Origin of the sequence: Acinetobacter sp. YH12128 (assembly GCF_013418655.1) — a bacterium.
In the GTDB taxonomy this organism is placed as follows: Bacteria; Pseudomonadota; Gammaproteobacteria; order Pseudomonadales; family Moraxellaceae; genus Acinetobacter; species Acinetobacter amyesii.
On sequence record NZ_VPBO01000035.1, the window covers coordinates 1 to 23,968 of the forward strand.

Below are 23,968 nucleotides of genomic sequence, written 5' to 3' on the forward strand. Positions count from 1 at the left end.
CTTCCCGAACTCAGAAGTGAAACCTCTTAGCGCTGATGGTAGTGTGGGGTTACCCATGTGAGAGTAAGTCATCGCCAGCTCATTATTCGAAACACCCCCTGACTAGTGCAGGGGGTGTTTTTTTATGTGTGGAGAAAAGGGGAAAAGAAGATAAGCAGAAGCATAAAACAGGGAGATGATAAAAATATTGATAGATTGTGGCTTGAATTATTTAAACATGGATGATTATTAGACAATAAACGCATTTAAAAATCATCAATTGAAGGAATTCTCAGCTTAAAAATGTCGGAAAACCTGAATGTAAGTCAGCTAAAACAACAGTTTAAATGCCTAATTATCGACTTAAGTGATGGCTGATGCCTTATGATTTAGAAATCTACGACCTAGATCGTAGAGTCTGGTTTTTTTCTATAAAATTTGAGTTTTATTCTGACAATTTTCATATCAAATAATCTATCGTCTGATTGTGATTTAGCTTCTAGTAACACATTGAAAATTAATCATTATAAAAACTAGACCCACAGTCCATCGACTTTTTTATGTATAAATATTTCAAAAATATCCGAGTTTTTATGACATTTTATTCCCAAACAACATGGATATATCTGAAAGGTATGGGTCTATACCTTTGTAATTTTGGACAATTTACAGTCAAAAACGGCATTGTAGCGAAAAATAAAACTCACAATTGGAGGTGAGGTTCAATGTCTACAAGCACAATGAATGTGAATAGCGTTGTCGATAACGCTAAGTTCACAAAATCGCATTTCAGCATCATGATGTGGTGTCTAATTCTTATTTTATTTGATGGTTACGACTTAGCGATCAATGGTGTTGCGCTGCCTTTATTGATGAAAGATTGGGGATTAACAGCTGTTCAGGCAGGTATGCTAGCGAGTACAGCACTTGCAGGGATGATGTTTGGTGCCATGATGTTTGGTACTTTGGCTGATAGGATTGGCCGTAAAAAAGTTATCATGATTTGTGTATTTTTATTCAGTACATTCACATTTTTAGGCGGTTTTGCATCAAATCCAACGGAATTTGGCGCGTTACGTTTTATTGCTGGACTTGGCATTGGTGGGGTATTACCGAACCTTGTGGCATTGACATCTGAATATGCACCTAAGCATCTACGCAGTACTTTAGTGACCACCATGTTCAGTGGTTATGCAATGGGTGGCATCATGGCGGCTCTCTTTGGTTCATGGTTTACTGCGGATTATGGTTGGCAAATCATGTTCTTCATTGCGGGTATTCCACTGTTACTGTTGCCATTTGCTTGGAAATTTTTACCTGAATCGCTCACATTTTTGGTGAAGGTGAATCGTCATGATGAAGCACGTCGTATGATTCAAACCATTGCACCTGAACAAACCGTGACTGCAAATACTCAACTGGAACTGACTGAAGTTGCGGTTCCGGGTGGAACGTCTGTTAAAGCGTTGTATAAGCAAGGTCGTGGCGTAAGTACGATGTTGTTTTGGCTGTGTTTCTTTATGTGTCTATTAACCCTTTATGCATTAGGCAGTTGGTTACCAAAACTAATGATGGCCGCAGGTTATTCATTAGGTAGCAGTTTGACGTTCCTATTGGCGATGAATATTGGTGCGGTGATTGGTACGATTGGCGGCGGTATTTTAGCTGACAAATTCCATTTAAAACCGGTGATCATTACATTATGTCTCGCAGGTGCTGTGGCACTATCGTTACTCGGCTTTAATTCACCACAGCCTGTGATCTATCTTTTGGTTGCAGTCGCAGGTGCATCGGCAATTGGTTCGCAAATCTTGCTGTATAGCTATGTTGCACAGTACTATCCGTTGTCTGTACGTTCGACAGGTATTGGTTGGGCTTCTGCAGTTGGTCGTACAGGTGCGATTGTTGGCCCTATTCTGATCGGCTATTTATTATCACAAGAATTGCCACATCAAATTAACTTTATGGCCGTAGGAATTCCAGTAGTCATCGCAGCGATTGCAGTGTTCTTTATTCGCAAAGCTCAAACGGATGAAGAAGTTGCTGCTTTAGAAAATGTGAATAAGGCTTCAGTGAAAACACAACGTTCATATAGCTAAATCATAGATTTAAAAAGCCCGTCATTTGATGGGCTTTTTTCATGTTGTATTCACATTTTTTATTATTAATTTAGTTTGGAAGAATTTATTAATATTATGATAAATAATGAGATTTTTTATTTTAAATAACTTTTCTAATTTAATGTCATTGTTATATAGAGACTCGATCATCATTTTTTCAGTGCAAGCATAGATCTGAAAATAGGGATGGTATTCAGGGCAATTAGGTAGCTGAGTTTGAGGCTTGTGGTTCATTTTGTTACTTAAATATAGTGAACTCTGTGTTCAGTCAGCGCATGATAGAGGGCATAGATTTATTCACATTTATCAATAATGTCTCAAGATCATGGAAATATCGTCATGTCCAAAGCCGTACAAGATATAAAAGACTATCCGCTCTATGTTGCAGGTAAAGCAGCGACTACCGATCAGTGGTTAGAAGTGGATCAAAAATATACCCAAGACGTATATGCACGCGTTGCACTCGCAGATGCTGCAACCATTGAAAAAGCCATTGATTCAGCGGTTAAATCTAGCGCTGCAATGGCGGCATTGGAACCTTTTCAAAAACAAAAAATCTTACTGCACTGTGTTAAACGTTTTAATGAAATGCGTGCAGAATTGACTGAAATTTTAATTGCGGAAGGTGGAAAACCGTGTAAAGCCGCAGCTGCTGAAGTTGAACGTTTAATTAATACCTTTCAAATTGCTGCCGATGCTGTCACACAGATGGATGATGGTCGCATGATCCCATTGGCGGTTACTGCAGCGGCATCTGGCTATCAAGGCATGGTCAAACATGTGCCGATAGGCCCTGTATCCTTGATCAGCCCGTTTAATTTTCCGATCAATCTGACTGCGCATAAAATTGCACCTGCCATTGCCGCAGGCTGTCCATTTGTTTTGAAGCCTGCAAGTTTGACGCCTATTTCAGCTTTAAAAATTGCGGAAGTTTTGGCAGAAACGGATTTACCTAAAGGTGCTTTTTCAGTTTTACCTTGTCCACGTGAACATGCAGATGTCTTGGTAACAGATGACCGATTTAAACTGCTCAGCTTTACCGGTTCCGATGTTGTCGGCTGGGATATGAAAGCGCGTGCGGGGCGTAAAAAAGTGACTTTGGAACTCGGTGGCAACGCTGCTGTATTGGTTGAGCCTGATACTGAAATTTCAGCGGCATTTATTGAACGCTTAGTCGGTGGGGCGTATAACCATGCAGGGCAGGTGTGTATTAGTGTTCAACGCATCTTGGTGCATGCCGATATCTATGCCGATGTGAAGAAAAAACTCGTGGCGAGAATGAAGCAGCTTAAAGCGGATGATCCACAGTTGGAAAGCACCATGGTCGGTCCAATGATTAAGGAAGCAGAAGCAACACGCGTGCATAAATGGGTCGATAAAGCAGTCAAAAAAGGAGCTAAAGCTTTGGTTCGTGGTGAACATCAGGGGGCTTTGCTCGATCCAATTTTATTAGAAAATGTCGATGAATCACTGGAAGTGTATAAAGATGAAATCTTTGGTCCTGTAGCGATTCTAGAAAAATACAAAAATTTTGAAAAAGGCATCGCCAAAATTAATAGCAGCCGTTTTGGTTTACAAGCGGGCGTCTATACGCAAAATTTGAATAAAATGTTGTATGCGTGGAATCACTTAGATGTCGGTGGAGTGATTATTAATGACATTCCATCTTTCCGTGTTGATAACATGCCATATGGTGGCGTAAAAGATTCTGGCTTAGGTCGTGAAGGGATTCAGTCTGCCATTCGAGATATGCAAGAAGAACGCGTATTGGCGATAAAACTGTAGCAGTTTAAACTTAGGCTTGGTTTAGCATGATTCTGTTCGAAGCCCATGTTTGAATCATTTCAAAAATCTAAAGTGAATAAGAAAAAATGAAACGAATTTTATTATTGGTCAGTTTGATGACCGTGAATATGGCTGTCTTTGCTTTTAATGCCACTCAAATGGTGACGGATGCACGCAGTCAGATTGGGAAAACCTTATATTATGATCCTGCATATACTGCACTGCGTTATCCGATGGGAGATGTTCCCTTAATCAAGGGTGTTTGTACCGATGTGATAATTCGTGCATTACGACAGCAAGGGATTGATTTACAACAAGCTATTCATGAAGATATGAAAGCCAATTTTAAGCAGTATCCACAAAAATGGGGCTTAAAAGGAACAGATAAAAATATTGATCATCGGCGTGTTCCCAATATTCAAACCTGGATGCAACGTCAGGGCTATGTAGTCAAAGATAAGCAGTATTTGGCAGGTGATATTGTCACTTGGGACTTAGGGCGTGGTTTAGTGCATATCGGTGTGGTTTCAGATCGTAAAGTGAAAGCTAGCGATGTTCCGCTGATCATTCATAATATAGGAGAGGGCACACAGGAAGAAGATCTTTTGCATGCCTATCAAATTACCGGACATTATCGAGTGAAATAACTTTAAAAATTTAATTGGAAATAAAATATTCCTAAAAGTTATATTATTGATAACTTAAATTGTATGAAAAATAAGCTGATTAAATGAACATTTAAGCCTAAACACATTATAAAAATGGAATATTTGCCGTAGAAATTACAGAAAAACTTAAAAAAAGTGAGTATTGTTAATTCATACAAAGGGAAAGTTATTTGTGGTGTTTTTAACCAAAATGCGCATGTGATTTTTCTGTTTGCAATTTGGTATAGACGCTCACAAGGTATCTCACCAGATCAAACACCCAGAATTTTATTTTTATGGTTCTTTTTTTGCTCGCGATATAACCATAACAAGCAGCAGTTAAAGATGCCTGAGGTTTAGGTGTTCTATGTCAGATAATCGTGAAAACTGGTCGGCACGATCAGGATTTATCATTGCCGCTATTGGTTCCGCTGTAGGTTTGGGAAACATTTGGCGTTTCCCTTACGTGGCGTATGAAAATGGTGGCGGTGCATTTTTAATTCCCTATTTAATTGCAATTTTTGCAGCGGGTTTGCCTTTATTGTTCTTAGATTATGCAGTGGGGCATAAATTCCGAAAAGCACCGCCTACTGCATATAAAAAACTTATGAACAGTGAGGCATTAGGCTGGTGGCAAGTGATGGTGACACTCATCATCGGGATCTACTATGCCAGCGTATTGTCATGGGCCGGTAGTTACATGTATTACGCCATTGGACAACAATGGGGCTCAGATACGGAAAGCTTTTTCTTTAAAACTTATCTACAAAATGGTGATGGCTTAACATTTGGTTTTGTTCCGACTTTATTTGTTGGTTTAGTCATTGTTTGGGCTGTGGTGATGTTCATTCTCTATGGCGGTGTACGTCGTGGTGTAGAACTTGCCAATAAAATTTTTATGCCGTTATTGATCGTGTTATTTAGCATTTTAGTCATTCAAGCATTGCGTCTACCGGGTGCGGCAGAAGGCTTAAATGCATTCTTTACGCCAAACTGGGAAGCGATGACCGACTATAAAGTATGGTTAGCAGCCTTTGGTCATATCTTCTTCTCGTTATCGATTGGTTTCGGGATCATGTTGACCTATGCGTCTTACTTAAAAGCAAAAACCAACTTAACCGGTTCAGGTGTAGTCGTTGCATTAGCCAACTCATCATTTGAAATCTTAGCGGGTATTGGCGTCTTTGCAGCACTTGGTTTCATGGCACAAAGTTCAGGTGTACCTGTAAAAGAAGTAGTATCTGGTGGTATTGGTTTAGCCTTTATTGCCTTCCCGAAAATCATTTCGAGTATGGGGGCAGGCGGTGATTTGTTTGGCTTCTTGTTCTTTGCTTCGTTGGTGGTTGCAGGGATTACCTCTATGGTGAGTATCTTGCAAGTGCCAATTGCCGCGTTTCAAGACAAATTGGGTTGGTCAAAAAATAAAGCTGTAACGATTGTTGCGGGCGGTTCAGCAATCGTATCTACACTTTTATTCTCTACACAAAGTGCCATTACTTTTGTTGATATCATTGACTACTTTGCCAATAACATTGGGATCGTGGGTGGTGGTTTACTCTCTATTATTTTGGTGTCGTGGTTCCATCGTCCATTGATGAAACAATTACAAGAGCATGCAAATCAATACTCAAGTATCAAGTTGGGTCAAGGTTGGAATTTCTTATTGACCGTGATCACCCCAATTTCATTATTGGTTGCACTTGTATTGACGATTAAGGCTGTCGCAACTGAAGGTTATGGCGGTTATCCTGCAACGACACTTTGGTTGGTGGGTGGTTCGGTATTGGCCTTCTTTGTATTGGGTTCTGTTCTATTAAGCTTGTGTAAAGACAAAGGTCCAGAGGAGAATTAATATGAATACATCTGCAATGATCATGATGATTTTATCAATTGTTTTGCTTTGGGGTGGTTTGATCTTAGCGTCGATTCATTTAGCAAAACATCCAGATGAAGAAGATTAAGCTTCATCGCTGATAAAAAAAGGAACCCGAGGGTTCCTTTTTTTATGTGGTACTAAAAGCAAATTCTATTGCAGATTAAGCTGTTTTTTGAATACGACAGTAGAAGAAGCCATCGCCATAACCCGCTTTCGGGAACAGTTGACGACCATGAATTTGTTCAACGCCCCATTCTGCTTCAATTTTAATTTCTTGGGCATCGGCATGATTGGCAAAGAACTCAACCATTTGCTGTTCGTTTTCAGCTTTTAAAATCGAGCAAGTGATGTAAAGCAGCGTACCGCCAACTTTAAGTTGCTTCCACATGTTTTCCAAAATTTGCTTTTGTAATACTACTGTTTTCGCAATGTCGCCCGATTGACGTAGTAAACGAATATCCGGATGACGACGCATTACGCCGACAGCAGTACACGGTGCATCGAGCACGATACAATCAGCAAGCTCAGGAGCAGTGTAAGTGACAGCATCGGCAGTTTGGATTTCGACATGTTTACCATCGAGAACTAAACGATCAAGGTTTTCAACTACACGTTTCAGGCGCTTTTCATCTTGGTCGAGTGCGATGAGTTTCTTTGGTTGGAAGGTCTCTAAAATGTGTGCGGTTTTACCACCCGGCGCAGCACAAGCATCAATCACAAATTTACCATCGAGATTTGGTAAGAGTGTTGCACACAGCTGAGCATGTTCATCTTGTACCGAGAAACCACCTGCTTCAAAGCCCGGCAGGCTTGGAATGTGTAGGCTTTCGTCCATCACAATGCCGACATTAGACAGTTCACAACGATGTGCATCGATGCCTTCATCTTCCAAAATATCGAGGTATTCGTCACGGCTCACTTGACGTGTATTAACACGTAACGTCAGTGGTGCAATTTGTTTAAGCTCATAGCTGAGCTCGTCAAATTGTTCACCCCAGTCTTTTTTCAAACGTTTAGATAACCAACTAGGTAAATTGGTCGCTTGTTCAAGTACGTCGTAGAACTGTTCTGTTTCACGTGTTGCACGGCGCAAAATCGCGTTGATTAAGCCACTTAGACTGCCCATACCCAATTGTTTTGCAGCTTCCACCGTTTCAGAAATTGCAGCGTGAGCTGCGACACGGGTACACAACAATTGGTACAAACCAAGGTATAAACAGGTTTCAACCACTTGGTTATCTATTGGTTTTGACAGTAATGGTAAAGTCAGTTGTTTCAATGCATACCATTGACGTAAACAACCGAGTACCAATTCATGGAATAACGCACGGTCTTTATCTGACACGATATTCATTTGCTGCGCGAGTACTGATTGCAGCGATTGACCATTTTGGACAGCCAATAACGTCTTCACTACCTGAGCACGTAAATTAAGGTCTCGGGTCGAGGCGTTGGGAGATTGCTTCATTATAAAATTTGTCCAATAGTCAATTTTTGGGTTTGTAAAATTTGTACAGGGTTGAGTGGTTTAGCACCCGGCCATTGCAAAGAAGTCAAAATAATCACGCTGCCATTGGCACAGGCAACGTGTATGCCTTTTTTGTCGATGGCAATGATTTCACCTGCTTGAGCATTCGGTGCAGATTCAGTTGAAAGTTCAGAATGCCAAACACGTAAATTGTTTTGTTCATCCAACTGAATAAATGCCACCGGCCACGGATTAAAGGCGCGAATGTTACGATCGATTTGTACGGCATCGATAGACCAATCAATTTTTGCTTCGGCTTTTGATAGTTTATGTGCATAAACCGTTAACGCTTCGTCTTGAACTTCACGGCTGTCTAAATATTGCTGCAAAGTTTGTTCAGTGTTTAAAACGGCAGCAATTGCGGTTGCACCTTGCTCTGCAAGTTTGTCATGCAAAGTTGCAGAGGTATCTGTTGCTTCAATCGGGCAGATGGTTTTATACATCATGTCGCCAGTATCAAGTCCGGCTGCCATTTTCATAATGGTCACGCCAGTCTCGCGATCACCTGTAGCGATGGCACGTTGAATCGGCGCTGCACCGCGCCAACGTGGCAGCAATGAACCATGAATATTCAGGCAACCATATTTCGGGGTATCTAGCACGACTTGCGGCAAGATCAAACCATAGGCTGCAACCACCATAACATCGGCATTTAAGGCCTTTAATTCCGCTTGTGCGGCTAAACCTTCTTCAGTCGATGATTTGAAATGAAGGGGTTGGTAAACAGGAAGATGGTGCTCTAAAGCCAATTGCTTTACGGCAGAAGCTGTGAGTTTTTGTCCACGTCCAGCTTTGCGGTCAGGTTGAGTGTATACCGCAACAATTTCATGTTGTGTGTTGAGCAATGCAGCTAGTGCTGTTGCGGCAAATTCTGGCGTACCGGCAAAGATGATTTTCAAAATGAATGAACCGAATCTGTGTTGAATATGTGGATTATAGCAAATGATTAATGCGTAATTTAGAACATTAGAAATTGATTTTTGCAACTTTGAAGCTGTCCAAGCTCAATGATTTCATAACCCAAAATCGCAAATTTGCAATTTTTAAATAAATTATATTTATATAAAATTTAAAAATTATTCATGAAAGTTTTGTATTGTGCAGCCATTGATGGCGGTATAGTAGATTTCAGTTAAAAGATTTTTGTCGTCAAATCACTCGTTTTTATTGATAGACCCATCTGCCCAAATCTCAGCTTAAAAAGCCATCTTTAAAAACAATGGCTTGGTGTATGATAGGTTTAAAATTCGACTGATTTTACATCATTGTCAGTATGATTTAGCCAGAGTGAATCTGTAGGATTCATTTCAAGCTCAAACTTTGTTGGAAATATAAAATGCCTGACTATCGTTCAAAAACATCGACACACGGAAGAAATATGGCGGGTGCGCGCGGCTTATGGCGCGCAACTGGTATGAAAGATGAAGACTTTGGTAAACCAATTATTGCCGTCGTGAACTCATTTACTCAATTTGTACCGGGTCACGTTCATCTTAAAGACCTTGGTCAACTCGTGGCGCGTCAAATTGAGCAAGCAGGCGGTGTAGCCAAAGAGTTCAATACCATTGCGGTTGATGACGGTATTGCGATGGGTCATGACGGTATGCTGTATTCATTGCCTTCACGTGACTTGATTGCAGACTCTGTTGAATACATGGTGAGCGCACACTGTGCCGATGCCATGGTATGTATTTCCAACTGTGACAAAATTACTCCAGGGATGTTGATGGCGGCAATGCGTTTGAACATTCCAGTGGTATTTGTCTCTGGTGGTCCAATGGAAGCGGGTAAAGTTAAAATCCGTGGTAACGACAAAGCCATCGACTTAATTGATGCCATGATTGTGGCTGCAGATGACAACTATACCGATGAAGAAGTAGCAGAATACGAACGCTCTGCATGCCCAACTTGTGGTTCATGCTCAGGTATGTTCACCGCAAACTCAATGAACTGCTTAACAGAAGCATTGGGCCTGTCTTTACCGGGTAACGGTTCTACACTGGCAACACATGCAAACCGTAAAAAATTATTCGAACGCGCAGGCTCTTTAATTGTTGAATTGGCTAAACGTCATTATGAACAAGATGATTACAGCGTATTGCCACGTGAAATGGTGACCAAAGCCTCGTATGAAAATGCCATGACTTTAGACATCGCGATGGGTGGTTCAACCAATACCGTTCTACACCTGTTGGCGGCTGCCAATGAAGCGGGTGTTGATTTCACGATGGATGACATTGACCGTTTATCTCGCAAAGTGCCTGTTCTATGTAAAGTTGCACCTGCGAAAAACGACGTACATATGGAAGATGTACACCGTGCTGGCGGTATCATGTCCATTCTCGGTGAATTAGACCGTGCAGGCTTATTGGACACATCTGTAGGTACTGTTCACGAAGCAAGCTTAAAAGATGCTTTAGATAAATGGGACATTATCCGTACTGAAAATGAAGACGTTTACCAATTCTTCCGTTCAGCGCCGGGCGGTGTACCAACGCAAACTGCATTCTCACAAGATCGATATTACCAACGACTAGATGGTGACCGTGAAAATGGCGTGATCCGTAATGCTGAACATGCGTTCTCGAAAGACGGTGGCTTAGCTGTGCTTTACGGCAACATTGCGCTCGATGGTTGTATCGTAAAAACTGCGGGTGTAGATGATTCAATCTTGAAATTCAACGGTACTGCACGTGTGTTTGAAAGCCAAGATTCAGCAGTAGAGGCGATCTTGGGCAATGAAATCAAAGCCGGTGATGTGGTTGTGATTCGCTATGAAGGCCCACGTGGTGGTCCGGGTATGCAAGAAATGTTGTACCCAACCAGCTACTTAAAATCGAAAGGTCTAGGCAAAGAATGTGCATTATTGACTGACGGTCGTTTCTCGGGCGGTTCGTCAGGCCTGTCTATTGGTCACGTTTCACCTGAAGCAGCAGAAGGTGGTGCAATTGGTTTGGTGGAAGATGGCGATTTAATCGAAATTGATATTCCAAACCGTACCATCAACCTTGCTGTTGATGAAGCAACCATGGCCGCTCGCCGTGCAGCGCAAGAAGCCAAAGGTTGGCATCCAGTTGAAGAGCGTCCACGCAAAATTTCGAAAGCATTGAAAGCGTATGCAATGCATACCACGAGTGCGGCGAAAGGCGCAGTACGTGAAATCTAAACTTTAGATGTTTAATTAAAAAGCACTCCACATGGGGTGCTTTTTTAATTTACATCTACATAACTTGCATTGGATACGAGGAAATGTCATCCGCAACTGTCTGAGGCAAACGGTAATTTAAAAGTGAATGTTTCTGCGATCATTTTTTTAGTTGCAAACAGTTGCCGAGTTTTGCGGATGACAAATGGTTTTGGTTACTTTTGCCAAAACAAAAGTAACATACGAGCTCCGAAAATTTGCTTTGATAGAGATAAGACTCCGTTATAACCAGCTTTTTAATGAAATAATGAGCAATTATTATTTATTTTAAAACTCTTGATCTGATTGAAAATAGAACCAAAGATCACAGCCTTGGATAGTAGCTGTAAAATATATGGCTTTTTGTAGGCATTCCCTTACTTTTTAAAGGAGAGGGCTAGGGAGAGGATTCAAGTGAAAATCCTCCCTTTATTCAAATCTTCTCATACGCCTTATATAGCTTTGCCATGTGATTGAAAAGTGTTGAATACACTAAAAACTTTTTTTGAGATCTAATTTCTTTTACATGCTGAGCGCTTTCTATACAATAAATTTAAAAGAATCCGCCAAGGCTGAAGCCAAAATCAGCCATCGCCAAGGAAGAACAATGAGTAAAAATAATATTCGCGAACATTCTGCGCCTGTTTATGAAGGTATCGAAAATGCGCCTGCACGTTCCATGATGCGTGCCACGGGCTTTCAAGATGCAGATTTTAAGCGCCCATTTATAGGCATTGCCTCAACTTGGGCCAACGTCACGCCGTGTAATATGCATATTGATGGCTTGGCGCGTGATGCTGAGAACGGGGTCAATGCTGCAGGCGGTAAAGGCATTATTTTTAATACCATCACCATTTCTGACGGCATTTCCAACGGTACAGAAGGTATGAAGTATTCCTTGCTGTCGCGGGAAATCATTGCCGATTCCATTGAAGCTGTGGTGGGCTGTCAGGCCTATGATGGCGTAATTGCCATAGGCGGCTGCGACAAGAACATGCCGGGCTGCATTATGGGTTTGGCGCGCTTAAACCGTCCGGGCCTATTTATTTATGGCGGCACCATTAAACCTGGAGTAGGGCATACCGACATGATCTCGGTATTTGAAGCAGTTGGTCAGCACGCCAAAGGCGAAATCAATGAAATTCAGGTGAAGCAGATTGAAGAAGTCGCGCTGCCGGGGCCGGGTTCGTGCGGCGGCATGTATACGGCCAATTCAATGGCCTCAGCGATTGAAGCACTGGGCATGAGTCTGCCGGGATCTTCAGCACAGGAAGCGGTCTCCGCGGATAAAATTGCCGACTGCCAGCGTGCAGGTGAAGCCGTAATGAACCTGCTGCGTCTCGATATTAAGCCGCGTGACATTATGACCAAAGCCGCTTTTGAAAACTCGATTAAAGTGCTGATTGCTTTAGGCGGGTCAACCAATGGCGTACTGCATTTGATTGCCATGGCGCATACCGCAGGTGTGGAACTCTCTTTGGATGATTTTGTGCGCATCGGTAAAGATATTCCTGTGGTGGCCGATGTGCGTCCATCGGGTAAATATTTAATGTCGGAACTGATTGCTATTGGCGGTATTCAACCGCTCATGAAGCGCATGCTGGATGCAGGTATGCTCGATGGTTCTTGCCTGACGGTCACAGGCAAAACTTTGGCGGAAAACTTAGCCGATGTAGAGGATTATCCTGAAGGACAGCAAATTATTCTGCCATTTGATGCACCGATCAAAAAGGATTCGCACTTGGTGGTACTGAAAGGCAATCTGTCACCGACAGGTGCTGTGGCTAAAATTACCGGTAAAGAAGGGCTGTATTTTGAAGGGCCTGCGCGGGTATTTGAGGGTGAGCAGGGTGCCATGCGCGGTATTTTAGATGGCGAAGTACAAGAAGGTGAAGTGGTGGTGATCCGCGGTGTTGGGCCAAAAGGCGGGCCGGGTATGCCGGAAATGTTAAAACCGACTTCAGCGATTATTGGTAAAGGTCTAGGCCAATCTGTTGCACTGTTGACTGATGGGCGTTTCTCGGGCGGCAGCCATGGTTTTGTGATTGGGCATGTGACACCAGAAGCCTATGAAGGAGGCCCAATTGGCTTGGTTAAAAACGGCGATAAAATTTCAATTAACGCTGAAACCCGTGAAATGACTTGGCATGTGGCTGAGGATGAAATTGCTGCACGTCGCGCGGCCTGGGTCAAACCGAAACCAAACTATACCCACGGCGCTTTGGCTAAATTTGCCAAGTTGACCTCTGGTGCGGAAAAAGGTGCGGTGACTGACCTAAATCTAGACGTCTAATCCATTGTTAAACATTGAACATTCAGCCCTGACTTGATATAAGTTTTGCACAAGGCTTATATCTCATTTAAAACAGCTTCATAATAGAAGTTGAATTTTAAGCATGTGCTGGCAGGTTCGGTACAATTCATCATTTTGAGGCAAAAAACGCATGTCACTGTTACGCCGTTGGTTCGATCCAATCCGATCGAGTTGGTTTTATCAGAAACCGACCCGACAAGCGGTGTTACCCACGGAACAAGGTCTGAGTGTTTATCTTCGACTGGATGATGTTTATAGCTATTTGGCTGCGCAGCAACTGCCTCAATTAGAAGAAATTCTCAGTGATGAAATTAAACCACTAAAAGTGATTATTTGTCGTCAGAGTGCTGAACCTCCAAATCAAATGTCCTCGATAGAATGGCAACAATATTGTCTGAATGATGCCCAAATTTTAGCGCGGCAGCATCGTTTTAGTTTCCATGAAACACCTGAACAACCAACCGCTGAAGCTTTAGAACAAGCCGAAATCATTCTAAAAAATACCCCATTACGCGGCCAAGATTTTCTTTATTTACTTGAAGATGTGTTCCACATGCTGTGGCAAAAGCAGTATGGCAAGCTGAGAACACTGTATGCGATGGCCAGTCGCCATCACAAAGCACAGGATTTTCCAGAACGGATCTTTTCTGACTTACCAATTTTGACGGGCTATTTTGAGTTTGGTGAACGTAAGTACCATGCTGTAGATGATTTACTGCGTTTAACACGCCGTTTAAAACAACAAAAACTCCTGACAGATAACCCGATCTTTATGATCAATCATATTGAATGGCGTGAGCACCTGATCAGTGATGCAGAAGAGTTGAATGAAATTCAGGGACTCGATCCTGAGCTTGATCTCTACATCGCGATGGAAGATCCGATTTCATGGTTACTGTTGGCTTATATTCGTGAGGAATTGGCGGAATATTATAATATTCAGCTGAATGTGTATCCATTGTCGTATCACGGTCGTGATTTGTTTGACTGGAGTTTGGCAACACGTCTGTCTAAACGGACCGAAGTTAAGTTCACACCATTTTGCCGGCCTACTGAAGCTGCGACATTAGCTATGTCACAGCTTTACTACAGTGCTCCTGAAGAGCAACGTATTGATGTGATGTATCGCATTTTGGAAGCCGTATGGACCAAAGGGCGTGATTTATCCTTCAAAGCACATTTTCAGGCTTTACAGTATGAGTTAGAGATTTCTGAACTGAGCACTGAGGATATTGCTGAAAAATTAAAAGAAAATGATATGCACTGTGAGATGAAGTCACAGCCCGATTTTCCTGTTTTAGAATTACGTATTGCAGGTCAACGCTATGTATTTAATAGCTTATACCGCGTTTGGATGATTGAAAGTATTTTCAGTAATGTGTTAGAAGAGAAGTATAAAAGTGAAAACACCGCTGAAAGTGAAGCCAGAGAAGATGAAGAAAGAAAAAGTTGAGTCATTAGAGCAAGCCCGCGCACAGATTGATGTGATTGATCAGGGGATTATTGAGCTCATTGCTGCACGTCAGTTTTATGTCGATCAAGCGGTGCGTTTTAAGCGTTCAGTACAGGATGTTCAATCACCAGAACGTGTCGAAGCGGTGATTAGTAAAATTCGTCTACAAGCCACAGAGCACGGTGTAAATGCAGATATTGTGGAACGTTTATACCGCGATATGATTCAGCATTTTATTCAACGTGAGTTGAAAGAGATCCGCCCATAGTTAGGGCGGATTTGATGTTATTCCTAAGTAGAAATGTCCTACCTTAAAACCAAATAGAAATGTCCTATACAGGCATTTCCAAGTCAAGCACAGGATTCAATTGCGTTGTTGAATTGCTGTTTTCTGTGCACGTCTACGTGGCATGGATTGAGAACGACTCCGTTTGTTTTGCTGTTCTAATTCTTCATGCTGTTGTTGAATATGCGCTAGTACAGAACCCAAACGTTTATTCTCAACGATCTCTCGCTGGTTGAGCTGACTTAATTTATCGAAGATACTGTAATTGATTTTTCTACCTTGGTGTTCAATGGCTACCGTACCATCCGGGTATTCCAGAAACTCAATATACTTGCCGATCAATCTTTGATTTTCTTCTGTTTTTTTCAGGATATATACGCATTTATCATATGTAATCGTCAGGCTGTTTGTAACTTTGCGAGGTTCACGCCAGGTAAAAATATCATTTAACTCGTCAGCGGTTTTACTGACAGTCCGGTGTAGATCCTTGGGATTAATGGCCATCTTGGCAAATTTACGATTAAATTGCTCAATAAAGCAGGGCAACCATGCATTGGCTTGCTCAATCGAACTAATGCCTTCCAGACGCATTTCTTTAATCAGACGGTCTTGAAGCGTTCTATTGGCTCGTTCTACACGGCCTTTAGCTTGTGGTGAGTTGGCGAAGATGATATCGATATTGAGGGTACTGAGCACACGTCCAAATTGCGTGATCTTGGTGTCTTTATTGCTGCTTTGATTCACCCTGAAGACTGAATGTTTGTCGCTGTAAAATGCTAAAGGCTTACCGTGCTGTTCGACATATAAGCGTGTTGAAATCATATAGTCAAAGGCTGATTCTGATTCACAGAAGCGTAAATGCTGTAATTTTCCTGTGGCATCATCGATAAATACCAGTAGGCAGCACTTGGCAGAACGGCCTTCAAACCAGTCATGATATGAGCCATCAATCTGGATCAGTTCACCGACGCAATCTCGGTTATAACGAGGCTGATACGGTCGTTTCAGACGCTTGGCGCGAGGAATCCATAAATTAGCTGCAATCATCCAAGAACGTAGTGTTTCCACTGAAATATCAAATCCATGAACAGTGGTGAGCTTTTCATGCGCTAAAGTGGGTCTAAAACCGTGGAATTGCTCAGCAACAAGATTGAGGCACTTGAGCCTGATTTCTTCAGGAAGCCTGGAGTTGCTGGTTTGGCCACGTGCAGCATGTGCTAATGCAGCTGGGCCTTGAGCTTTATATTTCTGCAGTAATCGTCTGATTTGACGTTCTGAGATATGAAGTAGCTGAGCAGCCTGAGGTTGAGTTATGCGTTGATCGCAGATTTCCTGCAAGACCGACAATCGTTTAAGTTCTTTATCCGACATAGTGATCAGCATCTATATTTATATCCAGTCCATGGTGATAAAAACCATCATAAACTAGACATTTTTATTGGTGAGAATATAGACACTTTAAATGGGTTCTAACAAAAGCATTTCGTATAACCTCTATTATGTTAAATAGAATCCTCTTTAGTTGAATATTCATGCTTATAAGTGGTGTGTAAATCTTAAGTGAGAAAATCACTTTTATTTCAGCACACGTCAGATGCCGTGATCGCAGAAATTACCGAATTTTTGCATCATCATTTTGATCTCAATCATGTGACTGTACAGCTAGAATCAATCGATTATGCTGAACATTGTGAGATGAACCATAAATATCATGTTTCATAGACATCTGACATTTAGTAGTACGTGAAGAAACCCTATATTTTGTATCGTCCATCCTAAGTGGTTTTAGATATTCCTTTGGCACAGTTAGGTACTTTTTTTAAAGAAGATGGAAAATTCATTATTGGGGAAAATGGTAAGTATTTAAAATAAAAACATAATTTATTGTGAAGGCCCTGAAAAATGGTTTTTTTTATTTCCCATGTCACATTGACAATAATCAATATGATTTACATACTGGTTACATTAGAGCCATTTAAGGATAGTGTAGATTGAACAATCTTCAGGCCTGTAATTTATATAAAGCTTTAACCGATGAAACGCGGGTTAAAATTTTACAAACACTGCATTCAGGTGAATGTTGTGCCTGTGAACTATTGAAAAATTTATCAATTACGCAATCTACGCTCTCCCATCATATGAAGTGTCTGACTGAATTAGGTCTAGTCAAGGGAAGAAAAGATGGACGCTGGATGCGTTATTCACTAAATATCCCTTGTACCGAACAGCTCTATTCATTCACTAAAACACTTTTAGTCGGCCAAGGTTAGGGGGATTTAAATGGACAGTATTATTGCAATCTTTGCATGGTTAAATAGCGTCCTGTTGAAAATGACATGGCTATCAGATGGAGTTGCCTGGTTCGTTGAAAATATCTTAGGTTTATCGATTGCCACGCAAGTCGGTGGCAGCGTGCATTTTTTTATCTATGATGTCATTAAAATTTTTATACTTTTAAGTGTCCTGATCTATTCACTGTCGTATATCCAGAGCTATTTCCCTCCAGAACGAACCCGACAAATTCTGGGACGCATGAAAGGGATTAAAGCCAATATCATGGGTGCCTTACTGGGAACCATTACCCCATTTTGTTCATGTTCATCTATTCCTATCTTTATTGGTTTTACTCGGGCCGGTTTACCTGTCGGCGTAACATTCTCTTTTTTGATTTCCTCTCCTTTGGTCGATTTAGCTTCCATTATTTTACTCGCGAGTATCTTCAACTGGAAAATTGCCATGATCTACGTGGTACTTGGTCTGATTCTGGCAGTCCTAGGTGGTTCACTCATCAGCTTTTTCAAAATGGAAAGGTATGTCGCTGAATTTGTAACGCACAATAATGCGGTGCAAGATGATGAAAATTTTAAAATGTCCGCGAAAGAGCGTCGCGAATTTGCCTGGGAGCAGGTGGTCGAAATCTTCCGGAAAGTTTGGATCTATGTCTTGATCGGTGTCGGTATTGGTGCTGCGATTCATAACTGGATTCCAACGCAGTGGATTACTGCCTTATTAGGGCAAGACCATTGGTATTCAGTGCTTGTTGCGACTGTGGTCGGCATGCCGATGTACGCAGATATATTTGGATCTTTACCTATCGCAGAAGCATTGGTAGCTAAAGGTGTGGGCTTAGGTACAGTTTTGGCCTTTATGATGGCGGTGACAGCGCTTTCTCTGCCATCGTTAATTTTGTTAAAACAGGTCGTGAAGAAACAATTGCTCAGCCTTTTTGTCGCGATTGTTTTTGTTGGTGTTTTAATCATTGGATATAGTCTAAATTTAGTTGGTCAGTTCTTTATATAAAAAAGCAGTCTCAGGAGATTAGAAATGCAGATTAAAGTTATGGGTACAGGTTGTCATAAATGTAAGGCTTTACTAGCAGCGACAGAAAAAGCAGTGAAAAGCAGTGGGGTACAAGCTGAAATTGAGTATGTCACGGACATAATTAAGATTGCTGAAACAGGTTTGATGAGTACGCCTGGTCTAGTCATTAATGATAAAATTGTCTCAAGCGGTAAAGTATTAGAAGCTCCAGCAATAGCTGAGTTAATTGAAAAAAATAAGTAAATTGAGTTATTGAAATTTAATATAAAAAACCAGTTGCTCCGGCAACTGGTTTTTTATATTAAAGAAAAATGAAAGGGGAAAGGGCTTTGAATCATAAACAGAATGAAACGGATGTGATCATTATCGGTGGTGGGCAGGCTGCTTTATCTACGGCTTATTTTTTAAAGCGAAAAAAAATACCATTCATTATTTTAGATGATCAAAATCAAGCAGGTGGAGCCTGGTTACATGCCTGGAATTCTTTGCGTCTATTTTCACCGAATAGCTGGAGTTCCTTACCAGGTTGGGTTATGCCGAATACAGAACAAACGTATCCGACCAAGAAAGAAGTTATTGAATACTTGCAGCAATATGAGCAGCGTTACCACTTTCCGATTATTCGTCCTATATATGTTGATCACGTCAAAAGCGAAGGAGAGGCATTGAGTGTGCATGCAGGTGAACAGTTATGGAAAGCCAAGGCTGTAGTCAGTGCAACGGGCACCTGGAGTCATCCTTATATCCCATCTTACCCGGGCCAAGAAAATTTTAAAGGGCTGAAATTACACTCCGCCCATTATCAAAATGCAGAACCGTTTAAAGATAAGCACGTCATGATTATCGGTGGTGGAAATTCCGGAGCACAAATTTTGGCTGAAGTTTCCCAAGTGGCAGACACTCTTTGGATCACGCCAACACCTCCTCAATTTTTAGCAGATGATGTTGATGGCCGTATACTATTTTTACGTGCGACAGAGCGTTTAAAGGCAAAATTAGAAGGCGGCACAATAGATCAGCCTGTTGGCGGTCTAGGTGATATTGTCATGATTGATTCAGTCAAAGATGCACGTTCACGAGGAGTTTTACATAGTGAGCGCCCGTTTTCGGCTTTTACAGAAGATGGCGTGATTTGGGAAGATGGATCTTTTCAACAGGTTGATGCAGTGATTTGGTGTACTGGATTTAAAGCGACTTTAGACCATTTAAAGCCACTTGGAATAGTAGAGGAAAATAATACGATACTGGTTGAAGGAACAAGATCAGTAAAACAACCCAACCTATGGTTAGTAGGATATGGTGAATGGACTGGACCTGGTTCAGCAACGCTGGTGGGTGTTTCAAGGACCGCGAGAACAACTGCTGAGGAAATTTCCGAATTTCTGGATTAAAATTTTGACCTATTTGTCTTGAGCAAGAAATAGCACAACAAATGGCAAATAAAACTCGTTATTTGGGTGCTATTTTTGTGGGCAAAATAAAAAGTTAAAAAATCAGTAGAAACCCGGCTTGGAAACAAGTCGGTTTTTTGGGTTTTCGCCACCGATTTTTTATAACATAACATTTTGAAATATAACACTATTTATTTTGATGCGAAGTATGATTTTAATTTCCTGTTGGAAAGCCATGAAACATCCATTGTATGCCCCATAAAATAATTAGAATTAAAATTACGAAAAAGATAATTTCTAATTTTTTCATTTTTAAAGTTCTACTAAAATTAACATAATACACGTTATACGAAATTCTTGAAATTTTACTATAAGTATCAATATCTTATTGAAAACCGTTCCAGTAAACAGCATATTGGAACGGTTTTTATATTACTATTCAACCAATACGCTTATAACTTATTCAAAATCAGAAGAGTTTGTTTAGCCCATCTACGCTATCTGCTTTAGACGCTATAACCTAGCCTCAACTTTTTATTGAGGCTCTATTCCAAAAACACTGATTTTTCAAAGCGCCTGAATTGCATAGCATAGAACCAATTCTTCAGCGAGTTTCGCCATGATTTGGTTCGTCATCACAGTTTTTGCAATTGCAGGTCTGATTAAAGGCACGATTGGGTTAGGCCTGCCTGCGGTATCGATGGGCTTACTTACCATTGTGATCAGTCCATTTCAGGCAGCCACATTATTAATCATTCCATCTATGGTCACCAACTTTTGGCAACTATTTGCTGAAGGGCAGGTATTGCGCCTAATTCAACGCTTTTGGCCCTTGTTACTTGGGATTATCGTCGGTTCAATTTGGAGTATTTTTCCAACTTTAGGACATGGTGAATTTAAAAGTGAAGCTTTACTGGGGGGCATGTTGGCACTATACGGACTGTATGGGCTTTGTGCCAAAAGCTTGCCGAACTTTGCACCACATGAAAAATGGCTATCTCCAATGATCGGTTATCTTGGTGGAGCGCTGACTGTTGCGACAGGTGTGGTGGTGATCCCTGTGGTGCCATATTTGCAAGGTTTGCAACTGAAACGCGATGATCTCGTACAGTCACTCGGTTTGGCCTTTACCACGTCGACTATTTGTTTGGCAGTGTTCTTACAGCAAAATCCTGTGGAAGATCTTCCGATTGATTATGCCATGTCAGCCATGGCACTGGTTCCTGCACTCATTGGTATGTGGGCAGGGAAAAAAATCCGTTACCGCATTCCAGAACAAAAATTCCGTAAGGTGTTTTTTATCGGGTTGATTGCCCTCGGTGGCTATATGATGCTGCACCAGTTTGGCGTGATTTAAAGCCTAGACTTGGCCATCTAAAGTAGATTTTTGTGACAGTAAAAACTGACTAAAATGCTGATAATTTAAGGGTAAATCATCAAAATTACGTGCGGTGAGGAGCAATTTTCGATTGGCCCAGTCACCGCTGAGCTCAACTTGTGCAAAGGCATACAAACTTATTAATCGTTGGGCCGCACGTTTTGGCATGATGGCAATGCCCACACCATTCGCCACCACTTGCGCGATCGCGGCAAAGTTCGGCAAACGTAGCCGATACTGAATTTCACAGCCGAATAATTTGGCTTGAGCCTCGATCGATTGTTGCAAGGAATGATATTGCATCAAACCGACAAAGGAATAATTTAAAATCTCTGCGGGTTTGACGCTAGATATCGAGGCCAATTCATGAGTTATAGGACAAATCAGTACCAAAGGATCATTTGCAAACTCAAGTGTTTGTAACTTTTCGGATTTAAAGAAACCCGAAATTAGACCTAGTTGTGCATTGCCTTGTTCAATCGCTGCAATGATGTCTTTAGACTCGGCTTCATGCAGCTCAATTTGTGTGTTGGGATTTTCAAGCAAATAACGTGGTAACAAGACCGGTAAATATTCACTTTGTGCAGATGAATTACACCATAAGGTCATATTGGAACTTAACCCATGGGCAAAGGGCAGCATCGCGTGTTCTAATTGTTGCCCCTCACCTAAGATGCGCTGTGCATGTTCAACCAAGGTTTGACCGGCAAGAGTCAGTTTGACCCCTTTGGCTTGGCGAGTGAACAGGGCTGTGCGGTATTGCTGTTCGAGTTTTTTAATCCGTTCACTGGCTGCTTGTAGCGAGATGGCAGAACGAGCAGCGCCTTTGGTCAGACTGCCGCTGTCTACAATGTGCAGCACCAATTGAAGGTCGAACAAATCCAGTCGCATAGGGTGTATTCCTTGGCTAATGCCTTATCTTACCGAAAGTGTAGCTATAAAAAAAAGCGACCTTTCGGCCGCTTTTCAAATGAATATTGTATTCTTTTTTTTAATGCTTTGGAGGCTTATTCTGATTTATCGCCTAAGCTAAAGAACCAGTTCAAAATCAAGGCTGCAAAGGTTGCGGTACCAATACCACCTAGATTGAAGTTACCGAATTGTAATGCAAAGTCACCCGTACCTAAAATAATGGTCACTGCAGCCACCATCAGGTTCTTGTTTTTAGAGAAATCAACTTTGTTTTCAATCCAGATTTTAGCACCGGCAATGGTAATCAAACCGAACACTACAATAGAGGCACCGGTCAAAATCGCTTGTGGAATGGTATGAATAATCGCGCCAAATTTTGGTGAAAGACCAAGGAAAATGGCAAAGACACCTGCAAAGACAAAGACGATGGTTGAGTAAACGCGAGTCACTGCCATCACACCAATGTTTTCACCATAAGTGGTCATACCTGGGCCGCCGACACCGCCTGAAAGCGTGGTTGCAACACCATCAGCAACAAAAGCTTTACCAATGTGCGGATCGAGATTTTCACCTGTCATCGCGCCCACAGCTTTAATGTGACCTAAGTTTTCAGCCACCAAAATCAACGCAATCGGTGCAATGATCAGCATGGCATTGAAATCAAAAACAGGCGAATGGAATTGAGGAACACCAAACCAAGCTGCATCTTGTACTGGAACGAAGTTGATTGGTGTGCCATGACCCATGACATTGGAAATGATGTAATACACCAAGTAAGCGAGTAGAAGGCCAACTAAGAGTAATAGACGTTGTAATAAACCTTTGGTGAACACAGCAATCGAACCCATACACAGTACAGTGACTAATGCCATCCACATATTAAAGTTATTACCGGCAACCCCTTTAATGGTCACTGGGGCAAGGTTCAGACCAATAATCATCACCACTGCACCTGTAACGACAGGCGGCATGAGTTTTTCAATCCAACGTGTACCCGTTGCCATCACGATAAAACCAAAAATGGCATATAAGATACCGCAGGCCATGATCCCGCCTGCTGCCATCGCGATATTGGCATTTGGCGCGCCAGTACCTGATGCTGCATAACCGGTTGCCGCGATCACCACACCAATAAAGGCAAAACTAGAGCCTAAATAACTTGGTACACGACCACCTGTCATAAAGAAGAATAGGATGGTACAGATCCCCGACATTAAAATCGCAAGGTTGGCATCAAAGCCCATCAAAAATGGCGCAAGGACAGTTGCACCAAACATTGCAAAAGCATGTTGTATCCCCAATACAACACTTTGCACAGGAGGTAGGTACTCATTTGTACCTACAGGACGTGCATCAATATTGCCTTCGTACGGGCGCCATTTGGGAAACCAATTGGACATAAAATGAGCACTCAATAGATAAATTGTGCACATCATACTCTTGTTTTTTAGAAGATTTAATCTCTTTTAAAAATATTTTATTCAAACTAATTACATGACTTTACATGTAAATTTACCAAATGGTAAAAGTTTTAAGGGTGTAAAAATGGCATTAAATCATGCAATTAATCAAATAGGATAAGAGTCAATACTTCATAAATTTTTCTTATTTTATCAAATGGAGCGTAAAACTCTGTCCTTCAGGTCAGAGATATAAGCGACACGACCTGAAGTGTCGTTTGATTTAACTAAGGACTATTTTCCTTGAGTTTTGATTGTTAATATAAGTACATGAAAACCCTTAAATTACGTATAAAAGACAAACATTGCAAGGTGTTAGACCAACTAGCATCAG

At 41.5% G+C, this 23,968-nt stretch carries 18 protein-coding genes and 1 pseudogene; 14 read left to right on the forward strand and 5 right to left on the reverse strand.

Going from position 1 to position 23,968, the window contains the following annotated elements; all coding sequences use genetic code 11:
- Positions 1–704 precede the first annotated feature (704 nt).
- The 5 genes from FTU64_RS14880 to FTU64_RS14900 all read left to right on the forward strand — a co-directional run bounded on the left by FTU64_RS14880 (position 705) and on the right by FTU64_RS14900 (position 6,492).
- Positions 705–2,078: an MFS transporter gene (locus FTU64_RS14880; protein ID WP_180035039.1), complete on the forward strand. Its 1,374-nt coding sequence runs from the start codon at positions 705–707 to the stop codon at positions 2,076–2,078.
- A 360-nt stretch (positions 2,079–2,438) separates the two neighbouring features.
- Positions 2,439–3,884: an aldehyde dehydrogenase family protein gene (locus FTU64_RS14885; protein ID WP_180060163.1), complete on the forward strand. Its 1,446-nt coding sequence runs from the start codon at positions 2,439–2,441 to the stop codon at positions 3,882–3,884.
- Positions 3,885–4,000: 116 nt separating this feature from the next.
- The gene (locus FTU64_RS14890) at positions 4,001–4,531 is read left to right on the forward strand and encodes a DUF1287 domain-containing protein (protein WP_373886582.1); all 531 of its coding nucleotides are present in this window, start codon (positions 4,001–4,003) and stop codon (positions 4,529–4,531) included.
- A gap of 367 nt (positions 4,532–4,898) precedes the next feature.
- Positions 4,899–6,383: a sodium-dependent transporter gene (locus FTU64_RS14895; RefSeq protein WP_180026228.1), complete on the forward strand. Its 1,485-nt coding sequence runs from the start codon at positions 4,899–4,901 to the stop codon at positions 6,381–6,383.
- Position 6,384: 1 nt separating this feature from the next.
- The gene (locus FTU64_RS14900; RefSeq protein WP_180056115.1) at positions 6,385–6,492 is read left to right on the forward strand and encodes a methionine/alanine import family NSS transporter small subunit; all 108 of its coding nucleotides are present in this window, start codon (positions 6,385–6,387) and stop codon (positions 6,490–6,492) included.
- A gap of 75 nt (positions 6,493–6,567) precedes the next feature.
- On the opposite strand, the gene rsmB is transcribed toward FTU64_RS14900, so the two are convergent.
- Both rsmB and fmt read right to left on the reverse strand, forming a co-directional pair.
- Complete coding sequence (rsmB, locus tag FTU64_RS14905) at positions 6,568–7,875, reverse strand: 16S rRNA (cytosine(967)-C(5))-methyltransferase RsmB (protein WP_180056116.1); 1,308 nt, start codon at positions 7,873–7,875, stop codon at positions 6,568–6,570.
- Positions 7,875–8,834, reverse strand: a complete 960-nt coding sequence (fmt, locus tag FTU64_RS14910; protein ID WP_180056117.1) for a methionyl-tRNA formyltransferase — start codon at positions 8,832–8,834, stop codon at positions 7,875–7,877. Before fmt ends, rsmB begins: the two co-directional genes overlap by 1 nt.
- A gap of 437 nt (positions 8,835–9,271) precedes the next feature.
- Between fmt and ilvD (FTU64_RS14915) the strand changes: the two genes are divergently transcribed.
- The 4 genes from ilvD (FTU64_RS14915) (at position 9,272) to FTU64_RS14930 (ending at position 15,154) form a co-directional block, all read left to right on the forward strand.
- A complete protein-coding gene (gene ilvD, locus FTU64_RS14915) occupies positions 9,272–11,101 on the forward strand; it encodes a dihydroxy-acid dehydratase (RefSeq protein WP_111885144.1) in 1,830 nt (609 codons plus the stop codon).
- A 625-nt stretch (positions 11,102–11,726) separates the two neighbouring features.
- Positions 11,727–13,412, forward strand: coding sequence for a dihydroxy-acid dehydratase (gene ilvD, locus FTU64_RS14920; RefSeq protein WP_180060167.1), 1,686 nt, complete (start codon positions 11,727–11,729; stop codon positions 13,410–13,412).
- Positions 13,413–13,563: 151 nt separating this feature from the next.
- The gene (locus FTU64_RS14925; RefSeq protein ID WP_180060169.1) at positions 13,564–14,886 is read left to right on the forward strand and encodes a hypothetical protein; all 1,323 of its coding nucleotides are present in this window, start codon (positions 13,564–13,566) and stop codon (positions 14,884–14,886) included.
- Positions 14,867–15,154, forward strand: a complete 288-nt coding sequence (locus FTU64_RS14930; RefSeq protein ID WP_078191648.1) for a chorismate mutase — start codon at positions 14,867–14,869, stop codon at positions 15,152–15,154. Before FTU64_RS14925 ends, FTU64_RS14930 begins: the two co-directional genes overlap by 20 nt.
- A 64-nt stretch (positions 15,155–15,218) precedes the next feature.
- Here the strand turns inward: FTU64_RS14930 and FTU64_RS14935 are convergent.
- A pseudogene (locus FTU64_RS14935) lies at positions 15,219–16,543 on the reverse strand (ISNCY family transposase).
- 620 nt (positions 16,544–17,163) lie between these two features.
- Between FTU64_RS14935 and FTU64_RS16520 the strand changes: the two are divergent.
- From FTU64_RS16520 to FTU64_RS14960, 5 genes are all read left to right on the forward strand, one after another.
- Positions 17,164–17,442: a metalloregulator ArsR/SmtB family transcription factor gene (locus FTU64_RS16520; RefSeq protein ID WP_004871185.1), complete on the forward strand. Its 279-nt coding sequence runs from the start codon at positions 17,164–17,166 to the stop codon at positions 17,440–17,442.
- 10 nt (positions 17,443–17,452) lie between these two features.
- The gene (locus FTU64_RS14945) at positions 17,453–18,472 is read left to right on the forward strand and encodes a permease (protein WP_180056120.1); all 1,020 of its coding nucleotides are present in this window, start codon (positions 17,453–17,455) and stop codon (positions 18,470–18,472) included.
- A gap of 24 nt (positions 18,473–18,496) precedes the next feature.
- Positions 18,497–18,736, forward strand: a complete 240-nt coding sequence (locus tag FTU64_RS14950) for a thioredoxin family protein (RefSeq protein WP_180056121.1) — start codon at positions 18,497–18,499, stop codon at positions 18,734–18,736.
- Between the two features lie 86 nt (positions 18,737–18,822).
- On the forward strand, positions 18,823–19,884 hold the full coding sequence (locus FTU64_RS14955; protein ID WP_020846547.1) for an ArsO family NAD(P)H-dependent flavin-containing monooxygenase: 1,062 nt from the start codon (positions 18,823–18,825) through the stop codon (positions 19,882–19,884).
- A 619-nt stretch (positions 19,885–20,503) separates the two neighbouring features.
- The gene (locus tag FTU64_RS14960) at positions 20,504–21,241 is read left to right on the forward strand and encodes a sulfite exporter TauE/SafE family protein (protein ID WP_180009544.1); all 738 of its coding nucleotides are present in this window, start codon (positions 20,504–20,506) and stop codon (positions 21,239–21,241) included.
- Positions 21,242–21,244: 3 nt separating this feature from the next.
- Here FTU64_RS14960 and FTU64_RS14965 read toward each other — a convergent pair whose 3' ends face one another.
- Together FTU64_RS14965 and FTU64_RS14970 are read right to left on the reverse strand one after the other, a co-directional pair.
- Positions 21,245–22,153: a LysR substrate-binding domain-containing protein gene (locus FTU64_RS14965; protein WP_180060171.1), complete on the reverse strand. Its 909-nt coding sequence runs from the start codon at positions 22,151–22,153 to the stop codon at positions 21,245–21,247.
- A gap of 116 nt (positions 22,154–22,269) precedes the next feature.
- On the reverse strand, positions 22,270–23,574 hold the full coding sequence (locus FTU64_RS14970; protein WP_180011052.1) for a solute carrier family 23 protein: 1,305 nt from the start codon (positions 23,572–23,574) through the stop codon (positions 22,270–22,272).
- Positions 23,575–23,968: the final 394 nt, after the last annotated feature.

Coding starts and splice junctions, on each gene's coding strand:
- FTU64_RS14895 (WP_180026228.1), top strand. CDS start 4,899: ATGTCAGATAATCGTGAAAACTGGTCGGCACGATCAGGATTTATCATT.
- ilvD (WP_111885144.1), top strand. CDS start 9,272: ATGCCTGACTATCGTTCAAAAACATCGACACACGGAAGAAATATGGCG.
- rsmB (WP_180056116.1), bottom strand. CDS start 7,875: ATGAAGCAATCTCCCAACGCCTCGACCCGAGACCTTAATTTACGTGCT.
- FTU64_RS14950 (WP_180056121.1), top strand. CDS start 18,497: ATGCAGATTAAAGTTATGGGTACAGGTTGTCATAAATGTAAGGCTTTA.
- FTU64_RS14900 (WP_180056115.1), top strand. CDS start 6,385: ATGAATACATCTGCAATGATCATGATGATTTTATCAATTGTTTTGCTT.
- FTU64_RS14970 (WP_180011052.1), bottom strand. CDS start 23,574: ATGTCCAATTGGTTTCCCAAATGGCGCCCGTACGAAGGCAATATTGAT.
- FTU64_RS14965 (WP_180060171.1), bottom strand. CDS start 22,153: ATGCGACTGGATTTGTTCGACCTTCAATTGGTGCTGCACATTGTAGAC.
- FTU64_RS14945 (WP_180056120.1), top strand. CDS start 17,453: ATGGACAGTATTATTGCAATCTTTGCATGGTTAAATAGCGTCCTGTTG.
- ilvD (WP_180060167.1), top strand. CDS start 11,727: ATGAGTAAAAATAATATTCGCGAACATTCTGCGCCTGTTTATGAAGGT.
- FTU64_RS14880 (WP_180035039.1), top strand. CDS start 705: ATGTCTACAAGCACAATGAATGTGAATAGCGTTGTCGATAACGCTAAG.
- FTU64_RS14930 (WP_078191648.1), top strand. CDS start 14,867: ATGAAGAAAGAAAAAGTTGAGTCATTAGAGCAAGCCCGCGCACAGATT.
- FTU64_RS14925 (WP_180060169.1), top strand. CDS start 13,564: ATGTCACTGTTACGCCGTTGGTTCGATCCAATCCGATCGAGTTGGTTT.
- FTU64_RS14960 (WP_180009544.1), top strand. CDS start 20,504: ATGATTTGGTTCGTCATCACAGTTTTTGCAATTGCAGGTCTGATTAAA.
- FTU64_RS14890 (WP_373886582.1), top strand. CDS start 4,001: ATGACCGTGAATATGGCTGTCTTTGCTTTTAATGCCACTCAAATGGTG.
- FTU64_RS14885 (WP_180060163.1), top strand. CDS start 2,439: ATGTCCAAAGCCGTACAAGATATAAAAGACTATCCGCTCTATGTTGCA.